Genomic DNA, 17924 nt, shown 5'->3' with positions numbered 1-17924 from the left:
CTAGGCAGCGGCTGGTGCTCGGGGCAGCGAGATCGCTGCAAACCTTGCGAACAAGGCCGCTTGGGGGGATTAGCCCCAAGCATAGTCTTACTTGATGGTCAGGGCTTCCAGTTTGCCGCTGTTGCCATACACATAAATCATGTTGCCAGCCACCAGCGGACGGGCACGCAGGCCGTCGCTGTCGATGCGCTCGCGGCCGACGAAACGACCGTCCACCTGGCTGAGCAGGTGCAGGTAACCTTCCAGGTCACCCACTGCAACGTAGCTGGAGAACACTTCCGGGGCCGACAGTTGACGACGGGCCAGGGAATCGTTGCTCCACAACGCGGTGGTGGAACGCTCGTCGACGCCTTCAACCGTGCCCGAGGACAGGCTGACGTAGACGTTGCCGAAACCCTGGGCGACACCGGCGTAGCTGGACGCATCGCGCTGCCACAGCGGACGACCGCTTTCCAGGTCCAGCGCCGCAACGCGACCCTGGTAGCTGGCGACGTACAGCGTACCGCCGGACAGCAGCAGGCCGCCGTCGATGTCGACCACACGCTCCAGCTCGGAACGACCTTGCGGGATGGCTACACGCTGCTCCCAAACCGGCACGCCGTTGGAAATATCCAGGGCGACCACTTTACCGGTCGACAAGCCAGCCACCGCGAGGCGGTTGGTGACGATCGGCGCGCTGGTGCCACGCAGGGTCAGCACCGCCGGGGTGCTGTCGTACAACCAGCGCTGGTTGCCGGTAGCGGCATCCAGGCCGATCAGACGGTCATCCTGGGTCTGGACCACGACCACATCACCGTTGGTCGCTGGCGGTGCGAGCACTTCACTGGTCACGCGAGCGCGCCACTTCTCTTCACCGCTGCTCGCGTCTAGGGCGACGATTTCACCCTTGAGCGTGCCGATCATGACCAGCCCGTAACCCACGCCAACGGCGCCGGAGACAGGCAGTTCGAGATCTTTCTCCCATTTGACGTCGCCGTTGCTGCGATCCATTGCCATGACCACGCCAGTGACGTCACCCGCATAGATGGTGTCGCCGTCGATGGCCGGCACCAGCATGTTGTAGGTTTCACCCTGGCCGTCACCGATGGAGCGGCTCCACTGCTTCTGCAGCACGACTTCTTCTTTGAAGTCGGTCAACTCGGCCGGAGGCAGTTCTTTCTTGCTGTTGCTGCTGCAACCCGCGGCCAGAATGGCCAGAGCCAGCAATGCTGCATGTTTCCAACGGATCACGTCACGCATCCCCTTTGGCCAGGTCGTCCAGCTTGATTTGCAGGCCACCGACTGCGGCTTCATCCGACAGCGCAGCCTTGGCTTTTTGGTAGGCCGCATGGGCCTCATCAGCACGACCCAGCTGTACCAGCAGGTCGCCCTTGAGCTCTTCGCGGGTCGCCAGGAATGCCTTGTCGGCATCGCCGTCGAGCAGCTTCAACGCGTCTTCGGCCTTGTTCTGTGCCGCCAGCACCTGCGCCAGGCGCTGACGGGCCACTTCGCCCAGGGTCGGGTTGGCCGGTTTGTCGACGATACCTTTGAGCTCTGTGGCCGCGTCGTCCAGCTTGCCGCTGTCCACGGCAACCTTGGCCACGAACAGGCGACCGTATTGCGCGTAGGCAGTGCCGCCGAATTCGCTGTTGAGCTTGCCGGCCAGGTCCGCCACACGGGCAGGGTCAGGCTTGCCGTCCGGGGTCAGGGTGGTTTCCAGCAATTGCTGGTAGAGCACCGAGGCGCCTTGCGACTGGTTGCTCTGGTATTTCTGGTAGGCCTGCCAGCCGAACACGATGACCAGCGCCAACAGGCCGCCAGTGACCAGCGGCTTGCCATTGCGCGTCCACCAGTCCTTCAAATCCGCCAGCTGTTCATCTTCGGTACTCGACACCCCAATACTCCTTAATCGCTAAATCGGCTGTTTGACAGCTTCAACCCTGCACGACGCAGGTGGCCAGGTGTGCAGCAAGCGCATCCCAGGCAATACTTTGTTGTTCGCCCTGGCCACGCAGGGGTTTGAAACCTACCACTTGTTGGGCCAGTTCGTCGTCACCGAGGATCAGTGCATACAGCGCACCGCTCTTGTCGGCCTTCTTGAATTGGCTCTTGAAACTGCCGGCGCCGGCGTTGATCTGCAGGCGCAGGTTGGGCAACTGGTCGCGGACCCGTTCGCTCAAGGTCAGGGCCGCCAGCTCGGCTGCCTCGCCGAAGGCGCACAGGTAAACGTCGACCTGACGGGCCAGTTCCTCTGGCACCTTGTCCAGGGCCTCAAGCATCAGCACCAGGCGCTCGATGCCCATGGCGAAACCCACACCTGACGTCGGCTTGCCGCCCATCTGCTCCACCAGGCCGTCGTAACGACCGCCGGCACACACAGTGCCCTGGGCGCCGAGCTTGTCGGTGACCCATTCGAAAACGGTCTTGCTGTAGTAATCGAGGCCGCGAACCAACTTGGGGTTGATCACGTAAGGAATGCCGGCGGCGTCCAGGCGGGCCTTGAGCCCCTCGAAGTGCACGCGGGACTCTTCGTCGAGGTAGTCGGCCATTTTTGGCGCATCCACCAGTACGGCCTGGGTGTCCGGGTTCTTGGTGTCCAGCACTCGCAGCGGGTTGGTCTTCAACCGGCGCTGGCTGTCTTCGTCCAGGTGCTCGAGGCGGGCCGAGAGGAATTCCACCAGTGCATCACGGTAGCGAGCGCGGGCTTGGGCGGTGCCGAGGCTGTTGAGCTCAAGCTTGACTGCATCACGAATGCCCAGCTCGCCCCACAGGCGCCAGGTCAGCACGATCAGTTCGGCGTCGATGTCCGGGCCGTCGAGGTTGAACACCTCGCAACCGATCTGATGAAACTGGCGATAGCGGCCTTTCTGCGGGCGCTCGTGACGGAACATCGGGCCGATGTACCAGAGTTTCTGCACCTGGCCGCCGCCGGTGATGCCGTGCTCGAGCACCGCACGCACGCACGCTGCTGTGCCTTCCGGGCGCAGGGTCAGCGAATCGCCGTTGCGGTCGTCGAAGGTGTACATCTCTTTTTCGACGATGTCGGTCACTTCACCGATGGAGCGCTTGAACAGCTCGGTGAATTCGACGATCGGCATGCGGATCTGCCGGTAACCGTAGTTATCCAGCAAACGCGCCACGGTGCCCTCGAAATAGCGCCACAGGGGCGTCTGCTCGGGCAGGATATCGTTCATGCCACGAATGGCTTGCAGAGACTTGCTCACAGGTAATCCTTAAAAATTCGTTTGCTCAGCCGCGTGCGATGACCGCTGCGTCGGCTTCGACCTTTTCGGCCGCTTTCTGGCGGATCAGCCTTTCCAGCTCATCCACCAGATTGTCATTCGTCAGTTTCTGCGACGGCTTGCCGTCGATGTAAATCAGGTTCGGTGTGCCGCCAGTCAGGCCGATATGGGCCTCCTTGGCTTCGCCCGGCCCGTTGACCACGCAACCGATCACCGCGACATCCAGCGGCACCAGCAGGTCTTCAAGGCGCCCTTCCAGCTCGTTCATGGTCTTGACCACATCGAAGTTCTGCCGTGAGCAGCTCGGGCAGGCGATGAAGTTGATACCGCGGGAACGCAGGTGCAGGGACTTGAGAATGTCGTAGCCGACTTTCACTTCCTCGACCGGATCCGCCGCCAACGAGATGCGGATGGTATCGCCAATCCCTTCGGCGAGCAGCATACCGAGGCCGACGGCGGATTTCACCGTGCCCGAACGCAACCCACCGGCTTCAGTGATACCCAGGTGCAGTGGCTGGACGATTTCCTTGGCCAGCAGGCGGTAGGCTTCGACGGCCATGAACACGTCGGAAGCCTTCACGCTGACCTTGAAGTCCTGGAAATTCAGGCGTTCAAGGTGCTCGACATGGCGCAGGGCCGACTCCACCAGCGCAGCCGGGGTCGGTTCGCCGTATTTCTTTTGCAGGTCTTTTTCCAGGGAACCGGCGTTCACACCGATACGGATCGGAATGCCACGGTCGCGGGCAGCATCCACCACGGCACGCACGCGGTCTTCGCGACCGATGTTGCCCGGGTTGATGCGCAGGCAGTCCACACCCAGCTCGGCCACGCGCAGGGCGATGCGGTAGTCGAAATGGATATCGGCCACCAGCGGCACCTTGACCAACTGCTTGATCTTGCCGAACGCCTCGGCGGCGTCCATGTCCGGCACGGACACCCGCACGATATCGACGCCGGCGGCTTCCAGGCGATTGATCTGCGCGACTGTGGCGGCCACGTCGTTGGTATCGCTGTTGGTCATGCTCTGCACAGCGATGGGCGCATCGCCGCCCACGGGCACCTTACCCACCCAGATCTTGCGGGATTCGCGACGTTTGATTGGAGATTCGCCGTGCATGACTTATTGACCCAACTTCAGGCGAGCGGTCTCGCCACTGGTGAACGGAGCGATGTCGACTGGCTGGCCGTTGTAGCTGACCTGCGCGCCACGGGCATAACCCAGGCGCACGGCAAATGGCGGCTTGCCGTTGATGGCAGTGCTATCGCCCTTGCGCTTGAGGCCACTGAACAGCACCTTGCCATTGCCATCGGTGACTTGCGTCCAGCAGTCGGCGACGAATTGAATCTGGACCTGGCCTTCACCGGCCGCCGGAGCCACTGGCGCTGCCGGGGCTGCGGCTGGAGCCGTTGGGGTCGCAGGTGCAGCCACGGTCGGCGCAGGCGTGCTTGGTACGACTGGAGCAGCGGCAATCGGTGCGCCAGTGGTCGGCGCAGCAGGCGCGGCAGGCGCCGGAACAGCCGGCTCGGCCCCCGCTTCGGCATCGGCGCCGTCCTGGCCTTGAGGCAGCGCCAAGGTGGTTTCGCCTTCAGCCTGGCCTTCCACGACGGCCTGGTCTTCCGGCTCGTCCAGCGGATGGATCTGAGTGGTGCCGTCGGCGCCTTCGACTTCGACATGCTCGGGGTTCATGGCAACCGGCTCCTTGTTGCGCAAGGAAGCCTGATCCTGCCACCAGACAAAACCGCCACCTATCACCGCGATCAGCAGCAACAGGCTGACGATACGCAAGATGGTGTGGGAAACGCGTACAGGCTCTTCGATGCGACCCAGGCTGTGCACGTTGCTGCCCTGGGCATCGGAACCGGTGTACTGGTCGAATTGCTGGACCAGCACGGTCTGGTCCATGCCGAGCAATTTGGCATAGGCGCGGATGTACCCACGGGCGAAGGTGTGCCCCGGCAGCTTGTCGAACGCGCCGGTTTCCAGGTTGCCCAGGGAAGTCACGGTGAGATTGAGCTTGAGGGCCACTTCGGCCAGCGACCAACCATTGCTTTCGCGGGCTTGACGCAGGGTCTCACCGGGATTTACGCGAGTCGCTGCTACAACTTCAGGATGCGCCGCTTTCATCATTGCTCCGACAGGTATTGCTGATATTCCGGCGTACCGGGATAGAGTCTTTTGAGTTGCAGGCCATAACTGGCAGCCTTGTCGCGATCTTCAAACACATGGGCCAGCCGAACGCCGAGCAATAGACTACGTGCATTTTGCTCGCTCAGCAGGCTAAAACGTTCGTAATAGTCGCGGGCGGGCACATATTGCCTGTCTTCGTAAGACAACTCAGCCATTTCCAGCAGTGCACGCGGTTGCTGATGGTTGAGCCGCAGCGCCTTTTCAAGCTGCTGGCGGGCCAGATCACGCTGGCCGAGTTTCGATGCCGTCATGCCGAGGTTCTCGAAAACCCGCGAACGCTCGGGATAAAGGGTGTCCGCGGCAGCCTGCTCGAAGCGCTCGTAGGCTTGCTTGTAGCGTTTCTGCTCGAAAAGAAAGCTGCCGTAGTTGTTCAGGATCCGCGCATCCTGCGGCCGGCCGGACAGCGCCTTGCGAAAATGCTCATCGGCCAGCTCAGGTTCCATCTCGGCCTGGAACACCAGGGCCAGGGCCGCGTTGGCATCCGGGTCGGAACTGTCCAGCTCCAGGGCTTTCTTGAGCGGAACCTTGGCCCGTTCGGTCATGCCCTGCTGCAAGTACCCGATGCCCAGTTGCACATAGGCCACACGTGCCTCGTCGCGCCCCTTGCTGGTTTTCATCGGGTTGTAGTCACCCGACAGAACACAACCGGAGCAGAGCCCGGCCAACAGCAAGATGAGCGCGAAGCGCAGGGACATAGAGTTCCTCTCTTAGTGACTGTTCGCAGCGTTTTGCGCGACATCGTCAGCGGCGTTCAATTCGCGCACGGCAATGTAGCGTTCGCTGCGACGGGTGCGATCCAGCACCTGTCCTACCAATTGGCCACAGGCGGCATCGATGTCTTCGCCGCGGGTGGTGCGCACGGTGACGTTGAAGCCAGCGTGGTGAAGCTGATCCTGGAAGCGACGAATCGCGTTGTTGCTCGGACGCTCGTAACCGGAATGCGGGAACGGGTTGAACGGGATCAGGTTGATCTTGCACGGGATGTTCTTGAGCAACTCGATCATCTCGACCGCGTGTTCAACCTTGTCGTTCACGTCCTTGAGCAAGGTGTACTCGATGGTCAGCACGCGCTTTTCGCCCAGGGACGACATGTAGCGCTGGCACGACTCCAGCAGCATCTTAAGCGGATACTTCTTGTTGATCGGCACCAATTGGTTACGCAATGCGTCATTGGGTGCGTGCAGCGACAACGCCAGGGAGACGTCGATGTGCTTGGCCAGCTCATCGATCATCGGCACCACGCCCGAGGTGGACAAGGTCACCCGGCGCTTGGAGATGCCGTAGCCCAGGTCATCCATCATCAGATGCATGGCGGCGATGACGTTGTCGAAGTTCAGCAGCGGCTCACCCATGCCCATCATCACCACGTTGGTGATGGCACGGTCGACGGTCGCCGGGACGCTGCCAAAGGATTTGTTGGCAATCCACACCTGGCCGATCACTTCGGCGGCGGTGAGGTTGCTATTGAAGCCTTGCTTGCCGGTGGAGCAGAAACTGCAATCCAGGGCACAGCCTGCCTGGGACGAAACGCACAAGGTGCCGCGTTTGCCCTGGGGAATGTAGACGGTCTCGACGCAGCTGCCGGACGCCACGCGCACCACCCACTTACGGGTGCCGTCGCTGGAGATGTCCTCGCTGACCACTTCCGGACCGCGAATCTCAGCAACTGCCTTGAGCTTTTCGCGCAAGGCCTTGCTGACATTCGTCATGGCGTCGAAATCGTCGACGCCAAAGTGGTGAATCCACTTCATCACTTGGCCGGCACGGAAACGCTTCTCCCCGATCGAGTCGAAGAATTTCTCCATTTCCGGCTGGGTCAGGCCCAACAGGTTGGTTTTGCCGTTCGATGTAGTCATGGATTCACCTTCACTCAAAAGCCTGGGCTTAGCGAGTGGTTACTTCAGTAGCGGAGAAAAAGTAAGCGATTTCGCGAGCGGCAGCGGCTTCGGAGTCCGAACCGTGAACGGCGTTGGCGTCGATCGACTCGGCGAAGTCAGCGCGGATGGTACCGGCAGCGGCTTCTTTAGGGTTGGTAGCGCCCATCAGCTCACGGTTGCGAGCGATAGCGTTTTCGCCTTCCAGCACCTGAACGACAACCGGACCGGAAGTCATGAAGGCAACCAGTTCACCGAAGAAACCGCGCTCGCTGTGCTCAGCGTAGAAGCCTTCGGCTTCGGCTTTGGACAGTTGCTTCATTTTCGAAGCTACAACGCGCAGGCCAGCGTCTTCGAAACGGGTAACGATCTTGCCGATCACGTTTTTAGCAACGGCGTCAGGCTTGATGATGGAGAAAGTACGTTGAACAGCCATGGTGTAACTCCAGAAACGGTAATTTGCGAAAAATTAAACCCGCGAATTATACGCGGGTTCTTGGGTATTGCCTAACTGCGTACAGTGCAGACTCAGTCTGCCTCTTCGATCCAGGCCGCTTGAATCGCTTCAAGCACCTTCTCACCACCACGGGTCGGATCATCGCTGAACTCCGGCAATGCCAGCACCCATTTGTGCAGATCGACGAAGTTCACGTAACGGGGATCTACATCTGGCTTGGACTCAGCCAACTGGATTGCGATTTCCAGTACATCAACCCATTTCAGACTCATTGTAACTCCCTGAATCAGTGCGGCGCTTCGGCGGCGTGGTTGAGCGAGTATTTCGGTATTTCCACCACCAGGTCTTCTGTCCCGACCTTGGCCTGGCACGTCAACCGCGACGTCGGTTCCAGGCCCCAGGCCCGATCAAGATAGTCCTCTTCCAGCTCATCGGCCTCATTCAGCGAGTCGAAACCTTCGCGAATGATGCAATGGCACGTGGTGCAGGCACAAACGCCGCCGCAGGCGCTCTCGATCTCGATGTGGTTGTCATGGGCCACTTCAAGAATGGATTTGCCGGTTTCGGCCTCTACCACCATACCGTCCGGGCAATGCTCGGCGTGTGGCAGAAAAATGATCTGCGGCATCAGTTATTCCTCGATTTCATTCAGGTTGCGCCCCGCCAGGGCGGCTTTGACCGTCGAGTCCAGGCGGCGGGCAGCAAAGGTATCGGTGACTTGCGACAGACGCTTGGTCTGCAACTCGATGGCATAACCATCGGTGCCTTTGATCAATTCGGACAGTTCCTGCATTTGCAACTCGATGACCATGCGCTCTTCAGCGTCGAGCAAGCGCTCGCCGTCGGCTTCAAGGGCACCTTGCACAGCTTCGATCAGGCGCTGGGCGTCGACCTGTTGCTCGCGCAATACGCGGGCCACCTTGTCGTCGCTGGCGTGCTGGAACGAATCCTTGAGCATCTTGGCGATTTCGCCGTCGGTCAGGCCGTAGGACGGCTTGACCTGGATGCTCGCCTCGACGCCCGAACCCAGCTCGCGAGCGGAGACATTGAGCAAGCCGTCGGCATCGACCTGGAAGGTCACGCGAATCTTCGCCGCACCGGCCACCATCGGCGGGATGCCGCGCAATTCGAAGCGGGCCAGGGAACGGCAGTCGCTGATCAGTTCACGCTCGCCTTGCAGCACGTGGACCATCATCGCCGACTGGCCGTCTTTATAAGTGGTGAAATCCTGGGCGCGGGCGACGGGGATGGTGGTGTTGCGCGGAATCACCTTCTCCATCAGGCCGCCCATGGTTTCCAGGCCCAGGGACAACGGAATCACGTCGAGCAACAGCAGCTCGCCACCGTCGCGCTTGTTGCCGGCCAGGGTATCGGCCTGGATCGCGGCGCCAATGGCGACCACCTGGTCCGGGTCGATTTCGGTCAGCGGCTGGCGGCCAAAGGCCTCGGCAACGGCTTCGCGGACCCGAGGCACGCGGGTCGAACCGCCGACCATGACCACGGCCTTGACGTCTTCGAACTCGATGCCCGAATCACGCACGGCACGGCGACAGGCCTTGAGGCTGCGGGCAACCATGGGCTCGATCAGCGCATCGAAGGCTTCGCGGCTCAGGGCGGCTTTCCAGTCGCCATAAGCGACTTCAACGGTGGCAGCGTCGGTCAAGGCTTCTTTGGCGGCGCAGGCGGTTTGCAGCAGATGGCGCTGCGCCCCCGGATCGAGGTCGGCGGACAGGCCCGCTTGCTCGATGATCCAGCCGGCAATGGCGTGGTCGAAGTCATCGCCGCCCAGGGCGCTGTCGCCGCCGGTGGCCAGGACTTCGAAGACGCCGCCGGTCAGGCGCAGAATAGAGATATCGAAGGTACCGCCGCCCAGATCGTAGATAGCGACGAGGCCTTCGGCGTGCTGGTCCAGGCCATACGCCACGGCAGCGGCGGTCGGTTCGTTGAGCAGGCGCAGCACGTTCAGGCCGGCCAGCTTGGCCGCATCCTTGGTAGCTTGGCGCTGAGCGTCGTCGAAATAGGCCGGGACGGTGATGACCGCACCGACCAATTCACCACCCAATGCCGCTTCTGCACGCTGGCGCAGCACCTTGAGGATGTCGGCCGAGACTTCCACCGGGCTTTTCGGGCCCTGCACGGTTTCGATGAACGGCATGTGGGATTCGCCGCCAACGAAGCGGTACGGCAGTTGGTCGCCCAGTTGCTTGACGTCGGACAGACCACGACCCATCAAGCGCTTGACCGAGACAATGGTGTTCAGCGGATCGGTGGCGGCGGCCAGCTTGGCCGACTCGCCGACTTCGACGCGATCGGCGTGATAGCGCACGGCGGATGGCAAGATCACCTGCCCTTGCTCGTCGGCCAGCGGTTCGGAAAGACCGCTGCGCAAGGCAGCGACCAAGGAGTTGGTAGTACCCAAGTCGATTCCCACAGCCAGGCGACGCTGGTGCGGTTGTGGACTTTGGCCGGGTTCGGCGATCTGCAGTAGGGCCATCGTAATCAGGACTTATCTGTAATCAGGCGTGCGACCGGAGCGGCACTGGGTTAATCGTCGAGGCGCTCTTCGAGCTGGCGCACTTCGTAGGTGAGCTTGTCGAGGAACTGCATGCGCCGCATCAGGCGTTCGGCCTGTTCGCGTTGCGCGGCATCGTTCCAGCAGGCTGCGAAGCTTTCGTTCAAGGTGTGCTGGGCGTCTTTCAAGCGGCGCTTGAATACCGCGACACCGGCCAGGTCGGCGCTGTCCTGCAGGTCTTCGAGCTCTTCGCGCCATTGCATCTGCTGCAAAAGAAACTCGGGATCGTGGACCGTGACTTCCAGGGGCAGCTCATGACCGCTGATAGCGAGCAGGTAACGCGCGCGCTTGGCAGGACTCTTGAGCGTCTGGTAGGCCTCGTTGAGGTTCGCGGACTGCTCCAGCGCCCGCCGCTGCTCGGTTTCCGAGGCATCGGCAAAGCGGTCCGGATGGACACCACGGGCCAATTCCAGATAACGCGCGGACAACTGGTCGAGATCCAGCTGGAACGCCGGCTGCATCTGGAACAAAGCAAAATGACAAGGAGTTCCCACAAGCCGCCTCAGATGTTGAAGCTTTCGCCGCAGCCACATTCACCGCGCACGTTGGGGTTGTTGAACTTGAAGCCTTCGTTCAACCCTTCCTTGACGAAATCCAGTTCAGTGCCGTCCAGGTAAGTCAGGCTCTTCGGGTCGATGATCACTTTCTGACCATGACTCTCGAACACCTGATCCTCTTCGCCCACTTCGTCGACGAATTCCAGCACATAGGCAAGACCAGAACAGCCCGTGGTGCGAACACCCAGGCGGATACCCTCGCCCTTGCCGCGCCCCGCGAGGGAGCGCTGGATATGCTTAGCTGCCGCTTCTGTCATCTGGATAGCCATGAAAACTCCTTACCTGTGCACAGATCAGATCAAGCCTTTCTTCTGCTTGTAATCGCGAACGGCGGCCTTGATGGCGTCTTCGGCGAGTACCGAGCAGTGGATCTTCACCGGCGGCAGGGCCAGCTCTTCAGCCAGCTGGGTGTTCTTGATGGTTTCGGCTTCATCAAGGGTCTTGCCCTTCATCCACTCGGTCGCCAGGGAGCTGGACGCGATGGCGGAACCGCAGCCATAGGTCTTGAACTTGGCATCTTCGATGATGCCTTGCTCGTTGACCTTGATCTGCAGGCGCATCACGTCGCCGCACGCCGGGGCGCCGACCATGCCGGTGCCGACATCAGGATCCTGCGCGTCCATCTTGCCGACGTTGCGCGGGTTCTCGTAGTGGTCGATGACCTTTTCGCTATATGCCATTTGCTTCAATCCTCATCAGTGAGCCGCTCTGGTGGCGACTTCTTCAGTGCGCCGCCCACTCGATTTTCGAGATGTCGACACCGTCTTTGTACATGTCCCACAGCGGCGAAAGAGCGCGCAGCTTGGTAACGGCCTCGCAGACTTTCTGCGCGGCGTAATCGATTTCTTCTTCGGTGGTGAAGCGGCCGAAGGTGAAGCGGATCGAGCTGTGGGCCAGTTCGTCGTTGCGGCCCAGGGCGCGCAGGACGTACGAAGGCTCAAGCGATGCCGAGGTGCACGCCGAACCGGACGACACGGCCAGATCCTTGAGCGCCATGATCAGCGACTCACCTTCAACATAGTTGAAGCTCAGGTTCAGGTTGTGCGGTACGCGGGCGATCATGCTGCCGTTGACGTAAAGCTCTTCCAGGTGCTCGACCTGCTTGAAGAAGCGGTCGCTCAGGGCCTTGATGCGCACGTTCTCGGCAGCCATGTCTTCCTTGGCCACGCGGAAGGCTTCACCCATGCCGACGATCTGGTGGGTCGCCAGGGTGCCGGAACGCATGCCGCGCTCGTGACCGCCGCCGTGCATGGTCGCTTCGAGGCGAACACGCGGCTTGCGGCTCACGTACAGCGCGCCGATGCCTTTAGGGCCGTAGGTCTTGTGGGCGGAGAACGACATCAGGTCGACTTTCAGCTTCGACAGGTCGATGTCGACCTTGCCGGTGGACTGGGCCGCGTCGACGTGGAACAGGATGCCCTTGGAGCGGGTCAGTTCGCCGATGGCCGCGATGTCGTTGACGGTGCCGATTTCGTTGTTCACATGCATGATCGAAACCAGGATGGTGTCGTCGCGCAGTGCGGCTTCCACCATGGCTGGGGTGATGATGCCGTCTTCACCCGGTTCGATGTAGGTGACCTCGAAACCTTCACGCTCCAGTTGGCGCATGGTGTCCAGGACAGCCTTGTGCTCGATCTTGGAGGTGATCAGGTGCTTGCCCTTGGTGTGATAGAAGTGCGCGACACCCTTGATTGCCAGGTTGTCGGACTCGGTGGCACCGGAGGTCCAGACGATTTCACGCGGGTCGGCGTTGACCAGGTCAGCGACCTGGCGGCGGGCGTTTTCGACCGACTCTTCGGCTTTCCAGCCAAACACGTGGGAGCGGGACGCCGGGTTACCGAAGTTTCCGTCGACCAGCAGGCATTCACTCATTTTTTGTGCGACACGCGGATCAACCGGGGTGGTCGCAGAGTAATCAAGGTAAATCGGCAATTTCATGGACTTTCTCCTAAATCAGGCTGGCTGGCGTTCCGCGTGCTCTGCGGCAGTCATTCGACGGCGGACGCTTCAATCTTGTCCAGGTGCGGCGCCTTGCTGTTGCAACGGCGCTGGTCCTGACGCTGGGCTACTTCTTGCACCTCACGGCGAGTTACAAGGTCAGCCAAGCTGATACCGCTCAGAAATTCGTGGATCTGCAGGCTGAGGTCACACCACAAGTGGTGGGTCAGGCAAGTATCGCCGCCATGGCAGTCGCCAAGGCCCTGGCATTTGGTCGCATCGACCGATTCGTTCACTGCATCGATCACCTGGGCGACCTGGATGCCTTGCATGTCGCGCGACAGCTGGTAGCCGCCGCCCGGGCCGCGAACACTGGAGACCAGGTTGCTGCGGCGCAGCTTGGCGAACAGCTGCTCAAGGTAAGACAGAGAAATGCCCTGGCGCTCGGAGATATCGGCCAGGGACACCGGCCCGTGCTGCGCGTGCAATGCCAGATCCAGCATCGCGGTCACGGCGTATCGGCCTTTTGTAGTCAGTCGCATGGACAATTACCACGGAGTTCGGAATGGGGGCGAGTATGCAATTCCCGAGTATTTAAGTCAAGTATAAGACCTAGTGCTTTACTCAGGTTTACCCGCGAAAGAGCGCGCGCATGATAGCAAAGGCTGGCCAGTGGCGACCAGCTATACCGCGTTATCGTTCATCGCGAGCAAGCTTTGCTCCCACAGGAAGCCTGCGAAACAGGACTCCTGTGGGGAAAGGTTTTTGTGGGAGCAAGACTTGCCCGCGATGCAGGCGCCTCGGTTCAACTGGCCCGGGTCTCATCCTTATCCTTCACACACGCAAAATCTTCCTCGCGCAGTTCAGGCAGGTCCTTGGCGCAGTAATTACTGCCCAGTTCCTTCAGAGCCCCGCACATCCCCTCCAGGCGCCCATCGACGGCCTGCAGGTGATCGAGCAACTGGTTGATCGCACGGGCGACCGGGTCGGGCATGTCTTCACCGACACCGTAAGCGTCGAAGCCGATCTTCTCGGCCATGGCTTTGCGCCGGGCATCCTGTTCGTCGTCGGACTTGACGATGATCCGCCCAGGAATACCCACCACGGTCGCGCCGGGCGGCACGGCCTTGGTGACCACGGCGTTGGAGCCGACTTTCGCCCCCGCCCCTACCGTGAACGGCCCGAGCACCTTGGCGCCCGCACCCACCACCACACCGTCTTCCAGGGTCGGGTGGCGCTTGCCCTTGTTCCAGCTGGTGCCGCCGAGGGTCACGCCCTGGTACAGCGTCACGTCGTCACCGATCTCGGCGGTTTCGCCGATGACGATGCCCATACCGTGGTCAATGAAGAACCGGCGACCGACCTTGGCCCCCGGATGGATCTCGATCCCGGTCAGCCATCGGCCGAAGTTCGAGACCAGCCGCGCCAGCCATTTCCAGCCCATGTTCCACAAGGCGCCGGACAGGCGGTGGATCCAGATCGCGTGCATCCCCGGGTAGCAGGTCAGCACTTCAAAGGCATTGCGCGCCGCCGGGTCACGATGGAAAACACTTTGGATATCTTCACGCAAACGTTCGAACATTTTATTTCTTCCGCTTAATCAGCTCGCCACGGGCCGCTTTCTGGGTTTCCGTGAGGATGCCGCGCAATATATTCATCTCCGCCCGGCTAACCGAGCTTCGTCCGTACAACCGACGCAGGCGCGCCATCAAGTGCCGCGGCTTCTCCGGGTCGAGGAACTCGATGTCCACCAAGGATTGCTCCAGGTGCTCATAGAATCGCTCCAGCTCGTCCATGGTCGCCAGTGTCTCACTGCGTGGCGACGTCACCTCGGTTTTTTCGACCTTGCTTGGCTTGCCTTCAGCGGCGAGCCAGGCCATGCGCACTTCATAACTCAACACCTGCACCGCCGCCCCCAGGTTCAAGGAACTGAACTCGGGGTCGGAAGGGATATGCACGTGAAAGTGACATCGCTGCAGCTCGTCGTTGGTCAGGCCGGAGTCTTCACGGCCGAACACCAGGGCGATTTCAAAGCCTTGCGCGGCCTCCTCGACCACTTTGGTGCCGCATTCGCGGGGGTCGAGCAACGGCCAGGGGATGCGACGGTCGCGGGCGCTGGTGCCGAGCACCAGGTTGCAACCCACCAGGGCATCTTCGAGGGTGGCGACCACCTGAGCATTGGCAAGGATGTCACCGGCACCGGAGGCCCGGGCATCGGCTTCGTGATGGGGAAACAGGCGCGGCTCGACCAGCACCAGCCGCGACAGGCCCATGTTCTTCATGGCCCGCGCAGCTCCGCCGATGTTACCCGGATGGCTGGTATTGACCAGGACGACACGAATGTTCTGCAACAAGGGAGGCGCTCTCGAACACGATAAAGGGAGCAAATCTTACATAAGCACCTACCGTTAAGCTATGAAAGCGAACACCAACCTTCTCCTGAGAAAACTTTCTGATAGAATGCGCGGCTTTCTTTAACAACCTTAGGTGACACCTCCATGCAGCCCATGCTGAATATCGCGCTGCGCGCCGCCCGCAGCGCCAGTGAACTGATCTTCCGCTCCATCGAGCGCCTGGATACCATCAAGGTCGATGAAAAAGACGCCAAGGACTACGTGTCCGAGGTTGATCGCGCCGCCGAGCAAAAAATCGTCGACGCCCTGCGCAAGGCTTACCCGAACCACTCGATCCTGGGTGAAGAGACCGGCATGCACGCCGGCACCGGCATCGAAGGTGAAGAGTACCTGTGGATCATCGATCCGCTGGACGGCACCACCAACTTCCTGCGCGGCATTCCTCATTTCGCTGTCAGCATCGCTTGCAAATACCGTGGCCGCCTGGAACACGCCGTTGTGCTGGACCCGGTTCGCCAGGAAGAATTCACCGCCAGCCGCGGCCGTGGCGCCCAACTGAACGGTCGCCGCCTGCGCGTCAGCGGCCGCACCAGCCTGGACGGCGCCCTGCTGGGTACCGGCTTCCCGTTCCGTGACGACCAGATGGACAACCTGGACAACTACCTGGGCATGTTCCGCGCGCTGGTTGGCCAGACCGCCGGCATCCGCCGCGCCGGTGCCGCGAGCCTGGACCTGGCCTATGTGGCTGCTGGCCGTTTCGATGCGTTCTGGGAGTCGGGCCTGTCCGAATGGGACATGGCTGCAGGCGCCCTGTTGATCCAGGAAGCCGGCGGTTTGGTGAGCGACTTCACCGGCGGCCATGATTTCCTTGAAAAAGGCCATATCGTTGCCGGCAACACCAAATGCTTCAAGGCTGTGCTCACCGCCATCCAGCCGCATTTGCCGGCTTCGCTGAAGCGTTAAGCAGCTCGGCTACAGAAAAAGCACCCTTCGGGGTGCTTTTTTTATGCCTGCCCCACACCACTCAGCTCCCTCGCCACAATGGATGACACCCTGAACATTGATGGAAGCTGACCCACCGCTATCGCGAGCAAGCTCGCTCCCACAGGGGATTGGTAGCGGGCCATGAAATGCGGGCATAAAAAAAGCACCCCGAAGGGTGCTTTTTTTATAGCGGTTGGATCACTGAGCCGGTTCGTTCTGCCCCAGGATCAGTTGGCCTTCCTTGTTCACCGGGATCTGGTTGCCCGGGTCGCGGTCCATGCGGACTTTGCCTTCTTTGCCGTCGAGCATGTAGCGAACGTCGTAGCCTACCACCTTGTCGCTGATGTCATTGACCGTGTTGCAGCGAGTTTGGGTGGTGGTGTAGGTGTCGCGTTCCTGCATGCCTTCCTGAATCTTGTTACCGGCATAACCGCCGCCGGCCGCACCTGCCACGGTGGCGATTTTCTTGCCGGTGCCGCCGCCGATCTGGTTGCCCAACAGGCCACCGGCTACGGCGCCGAGCACGGTACCAGCGATCTGGTGTTGATCCTGGACCGGCTTCTGCCGGGTCACGGTGACGTCCTTGCACACTTCACGCGGGGTCTTGATCTGTGTCTTGACCGGATCCACGGCCAACACTTGCGCATACTCAGGGCCACTTTTTACCAAGCTGTAGGTGGCTACCGCACCACCGGCAGTTACACCGACAGCACCCAACACCGCACCAACCAGCATCGATTTGTTCACTTGAACCTCCTGACCATCACAAGCGGATTAATCCGCGCTTCTCCCAGCCTTGGAGCATAAAAAAAGGCGCGAGTTCAACTCGCGCCTTTTCAGCCGTGACGGATGGAGCAACGAGCCTTACGGGCGGTCGTCGACTTCCGTCTCAGTGGCCGCCGGAGGAATCAGATCCTCGGTGCTCAGGTTCAGCCAGATCAGCACCACGTTGGCGATGTAGATCGACGAGTAAGTACCCGCCAACACACCAATGAACAGCGCGATGGAGAAACCGAACAGGTTGTCGCCACCAAAGATCAGCAGCGCGGCAATCGCCAGCAAGGTGGAGATCGACGTCGCCATGGTCCGCAGCAGCGTCTGGGTGGTCGAGATGTTGATGTTCTCGATCAAGGACGCCTTGCGCAGCACACGGAAGTTCTCACGCACCCGGTCGAACACCACGATGGTGTCGTTGAGCGAGTAACCGATGATCGCCAACACCGCCGCCAGCACCGTCAAGTCGAAGGTGATCTGGAAGAACGACAGGATGCCCACGGTCACGATCACGTCGTGGATCAGCGAGACAATCGCGCCCACCGCGAACTTCCACTGAAAGCGGAAGGCCAGGTAGATCAGGATCCCGCCCAGCGCCATCAACATGCCGAGGCCGCCCTGGTCGCGCAGCTCTTCACCCACTTGCGGGCCGACGAACTCGACGCGCTTGACCTGGGCCGGGTTGTCGCCGCCAGCCTTCTGCAAGGCTTCGGCCACCTGATGGCCCAGCTGCGGGTCTTCACCCGGCATGCGCACCAGCAGGTCGGTGGTCGCGCCAAAGCTCTGCACAATGGCATCGCTGTAGCCCGCACTCGCCAGTTGCTCGCGCACCTTGGTAACGTCGGCCGGACGCTCGTAGGTCAGCTCGATGAGCGTACCGCCGGTGAAGTCCAGGCCGTAGTTCAGGCCCTTGGTGCCCCAGCTGAACAACGCCAGAAGGGTAAGGAACAATGTGACGCCGAACGCAACGTTGCGAACGCCCATGAAGTTGATAGTACGTAACAT

Annotated in this window: 21 protein-coding genes; 1 reads left to right on the top strand and 20 read right to left on the bottom strand. The window is 61.0% G+C overall.

Annotation, left to right across the window (positions count from 1 at the left end; genetic code table 11):
• Positions 1 to 87: 87 nt before the first annotated feature.
• The 18 genes from bamB to trmJ form a co-directional block, all read right to left on the bottom strand.
• Positions 88 to 1239 (bottom strand): outer membrane protein assembly factor BamB, encoded by a 1152-nt coding sequence (gene bamB / locus ACWNZ1_RS19780; protein ID WP_135843834.1) that lies wholly within the window; start codon positions 1237 to 1239, stop codon positions 88 to 90.
• Positions 1232 to 1873 (bottom strand): YfgM family protein, encoded by a 642-nt coding sequence (locus ACWNZ1_RS19775; RefSeq protein WP_135843833.1) that lies wholly within the window; start codon positions 1871 to 1873, stop codon positions 1232 to 1234. The genes bamB and ACWNZ1_RS19775 overlap by 8 nt, the downstream gene beginning before the upstream one ends.
• 40 nt (positions 1874 to 1913) lie before the next feature.
• Positions 1914 to 3203, bottom strand: a complete 1290-nt coding sequence (hisS, locus tag ACWNZ1_RS19770; protein WP_135843832.1) for a histidine--tRNA ligase — start codon at positions 3201 to 3203, stop codon at positions 1914 to 1916.
• 25 nt (positions 3204 to 3228) lie between these two features.
• Entirely contained in the window at positions 3229 to 4338 is a 1110-nt protein-coding gene (gene ispG, locus ACWNZ1_RS19765) for a flavodoxin-dependent (E)-4-hydroxy-3-methylbut-2-enyl-diphosphate synthase (RefSeq protein ID WP_456027818.1), read from the bottom strand.
• Positions 4339 to 4341: 3 nt separating this feature from the next.
• Complete coding sequence (locus tag ACWNZ1_RS19760; protein WP_135843831.1) at positions 4342 to 5346, bottom strand: RodZ domain-containing protein; 1005 nt, start codon at positions 5344 to 5346, stop codon at positions 4342 to 4344.
• A complete protein-coding gene (gene pilW, locus ACWNZ1_RS19755; protein WP_135843830.1) occupies positions 5346 to 6104 on the bottom strand; it encodes a type IV pilus biogenesis/stability protein PilW in 759 nt (252 codons plus the stop codon). Before pilW ends, ACWNZ1_RS19760 begins: the two co-directional genes overlap by 1 nt.
• Before the next feature lie 12 nt (positions 6105 to 6116).
• Positions 6117 to 7265: a 23S rRNA (adenine(2503)-C(2))-methyltransferase RlmN gene (gene rlmN / locus ACWNZ1_RS19750; RefSeq protein ID WP_047227475.1), complete on the bottom strand. Its 1149-nt coding sequence runs from the start codon at positions 7263 to 7265 to the stop codon at positions 6117 to 6119.
• 28 nt (positions 7266 to 7293) lie between these two features.
• A complete protein-coding gene (gene ndk, locus ACWNZ1_RS19745) occupies positions 7294 to 7719 on the bottom strand; it encodes a nucleoside-diphosphate kinase (RefSeq protein ID WP_042727994.1) in 426 nt (141 codons plus the stop codon).
• Positions 7720 to 7811: 92 nt separating this feature from the next.
• Complete coding sequence (gene iscX / locus ACWNZ1_RS19740) at positions 7812 to 8012, bottom strand: Fe-S cluster assembly protein IscX (RefSeq protein ID WP_008147746.1); 201 nt, start codon at positions 8010 to 8012, stop codon at positions 7812 to 7814.
• Positions 8013 to 8026: 14 nt separating this feature from the next.
• Positions 8027 to 8368: an ISC system 2Fe-2S type ferredoxin gene (gene fdx, locus ACWNZ1_RS19735; protein ID WP_003198002.1), complete on the bottom strand. Its 342-nt coding sequence runs from the start codon at positions 8366 to 8368 to the stop codon at positions 8027 to 8029.
• Positions 8369 to 8371: 3 nt separating this feature from the next.
• On the bottom strand, positions 8372 to 10234 hold the full coding sequence (hscA, locus tag ACWNZ1_RS19730) for a Fe-S protein assembly chaperone HscA (RefSeq protein ID WP_456027817.1): 1863 nt from the start codon (positions 10232 to 10234) through the stop codon (positions 8372 to 8374).
• A gap of 50 nt (positions 10235 to 10284) precedes the next feature.
• Positions 10285 to 10806 carry a co-chaperone HscB gene (gene hscB / locus ACWNZ1_RS19725; protein WP_256452210.1) on the bottom strand — a complete coding sequence of 174 codons (522 nt, stop codon included), beginning with the start codon at positions 10804 to 10806 and terminating at the stop codon, positions 10285 to 10287.
• Positions 10807 to 10814: 8 nt separating this feature from the next.
• Entirely contained in the window at positions 10815 to 11138 is a 324-nt protein-coding gene (iscA, locus tag ACWNZ1_RS19720) for an iron-sulfur cluster assembly protein IscA (RefSeq protein ID WP_135843827.1), read from the bottom strand.
• Positions 11139 to 11162: 24 nt separating this feature from the next.
• The gene (gene iscU, locus ACWNZ1_RS19715; protein ID WP_003185157.1) at positions 11163 to 11549 is read right to left on the bottom strand and encodes a Fe-S cluster assembly scaffold IscU; all 387 of its coding nucleotides are present in this window, start codon (positions 11547 to 11549) and stop codon (positions 11163 to 11165) included.
• A 43-nt stretch (positions 11550 to 11592) separates the two neighbouring features.
• Positions 11593 to 12807, bottom strand: a complete 1215-nt coding sequence (locus tag ACWNZ1_RS19710; RefSeq protein ID WP_063322856.1) for an IscS subfamily cysteine desulfurase — start codon at positions 12805 to 12807, stop codon at positions 11593 to 11595.
• 50 nt (positions 12808 to 12857) lie between these two features.
• Positions 12858 to 13349 (bottom strand): Fe-S cluster assembly transcriptional regulator IscR, encoded by a 492-nt coding sequence (iscR, locus tag ACWNZ1_RS19705; RefSeq protein WP_003185160.1) that lies wholly within the window; start codon positions 13347 to 13349, stop codon positions 12858 to 12860.
• Positions 13350 to 13612: 263 nt separating this feature from the next.
• A complete protein-coding gene (gene cysE, locus ACWNZ1_RS19700) occupies positions 13613 to 14389 on the bottom strand; it encodes a serine O-acetyltransferase (RefSeq protein ID WP_135843826.1) in 777 nt (258 codons plus the stop codon).
• A gap of 1 nt (position 14390) precedes the next feature.
• Positions 14391 to 15161, bottom strand: a complete 771-nt coding sequence (trmJ, locus tag ACWNZ1_RS19695; protein WP_135843825.1) for a tRNA (cytosine(32)/uridine(32)-2'-O)-methyltransferase TrmJ — start codon at positions 15159 to 15161, stop codon at positions 14391 to 14393.
• A 144-nt stretch (positions 15162 to 15305) separates the two neighbouring features.
• Between trmJ and suhB the strand changes: the two genes are divergently transcribed.
• Complete coding sequence (suhB, locus tag ACWNZ1_RS19690; RefSeq protein WP_003185165.1) at positions 15306 to 16124, top strand: type III secretion system regulator SuhB; 819 nt, start codon at positions 15306 to 15308, stop codon at positions 16122 to 16124.
• A gap of 219 nt (positions 16125 to 16343) precedes the next feature.
• On the opposite strand, the gene ACWNZ1_RS19685 is transcribed toward suhB, so the two are convergent.
• On the bottom strand, positions 16344 to 16892 hold the full coding sequence (locus ACWNZ1_RS19685) for a glycine zipper 2TM domain-containing protein (RefSeq protein ID WP_047227466.1): 549 nt from the start codon (positions 16890 to 16892) through the stop codon (positions 16344 to 16346).
• Between the two features lie 117 nt (positions 16893 to 17009).
• Positions 17010 to 17924: a protein translocase subunit SecF gene (gene secF / locus ACWNZ1_RS19680; RefSeq protein ID WP_256452209.1), complete on the bottom strand. Its 915-nt coding sequence runs from the start codon at positions 17922 to 17924 to the stop codon at positions 17010 to 17012.

The organism is Pseudomonas sp. CFBP 5748, assembly GCF_053850495.1.
The sequence above is the reverse complement of the archived record's forward strand: the minus strand, read 5'-3'. Positions and strand labels throughout refer to the sequence as shown.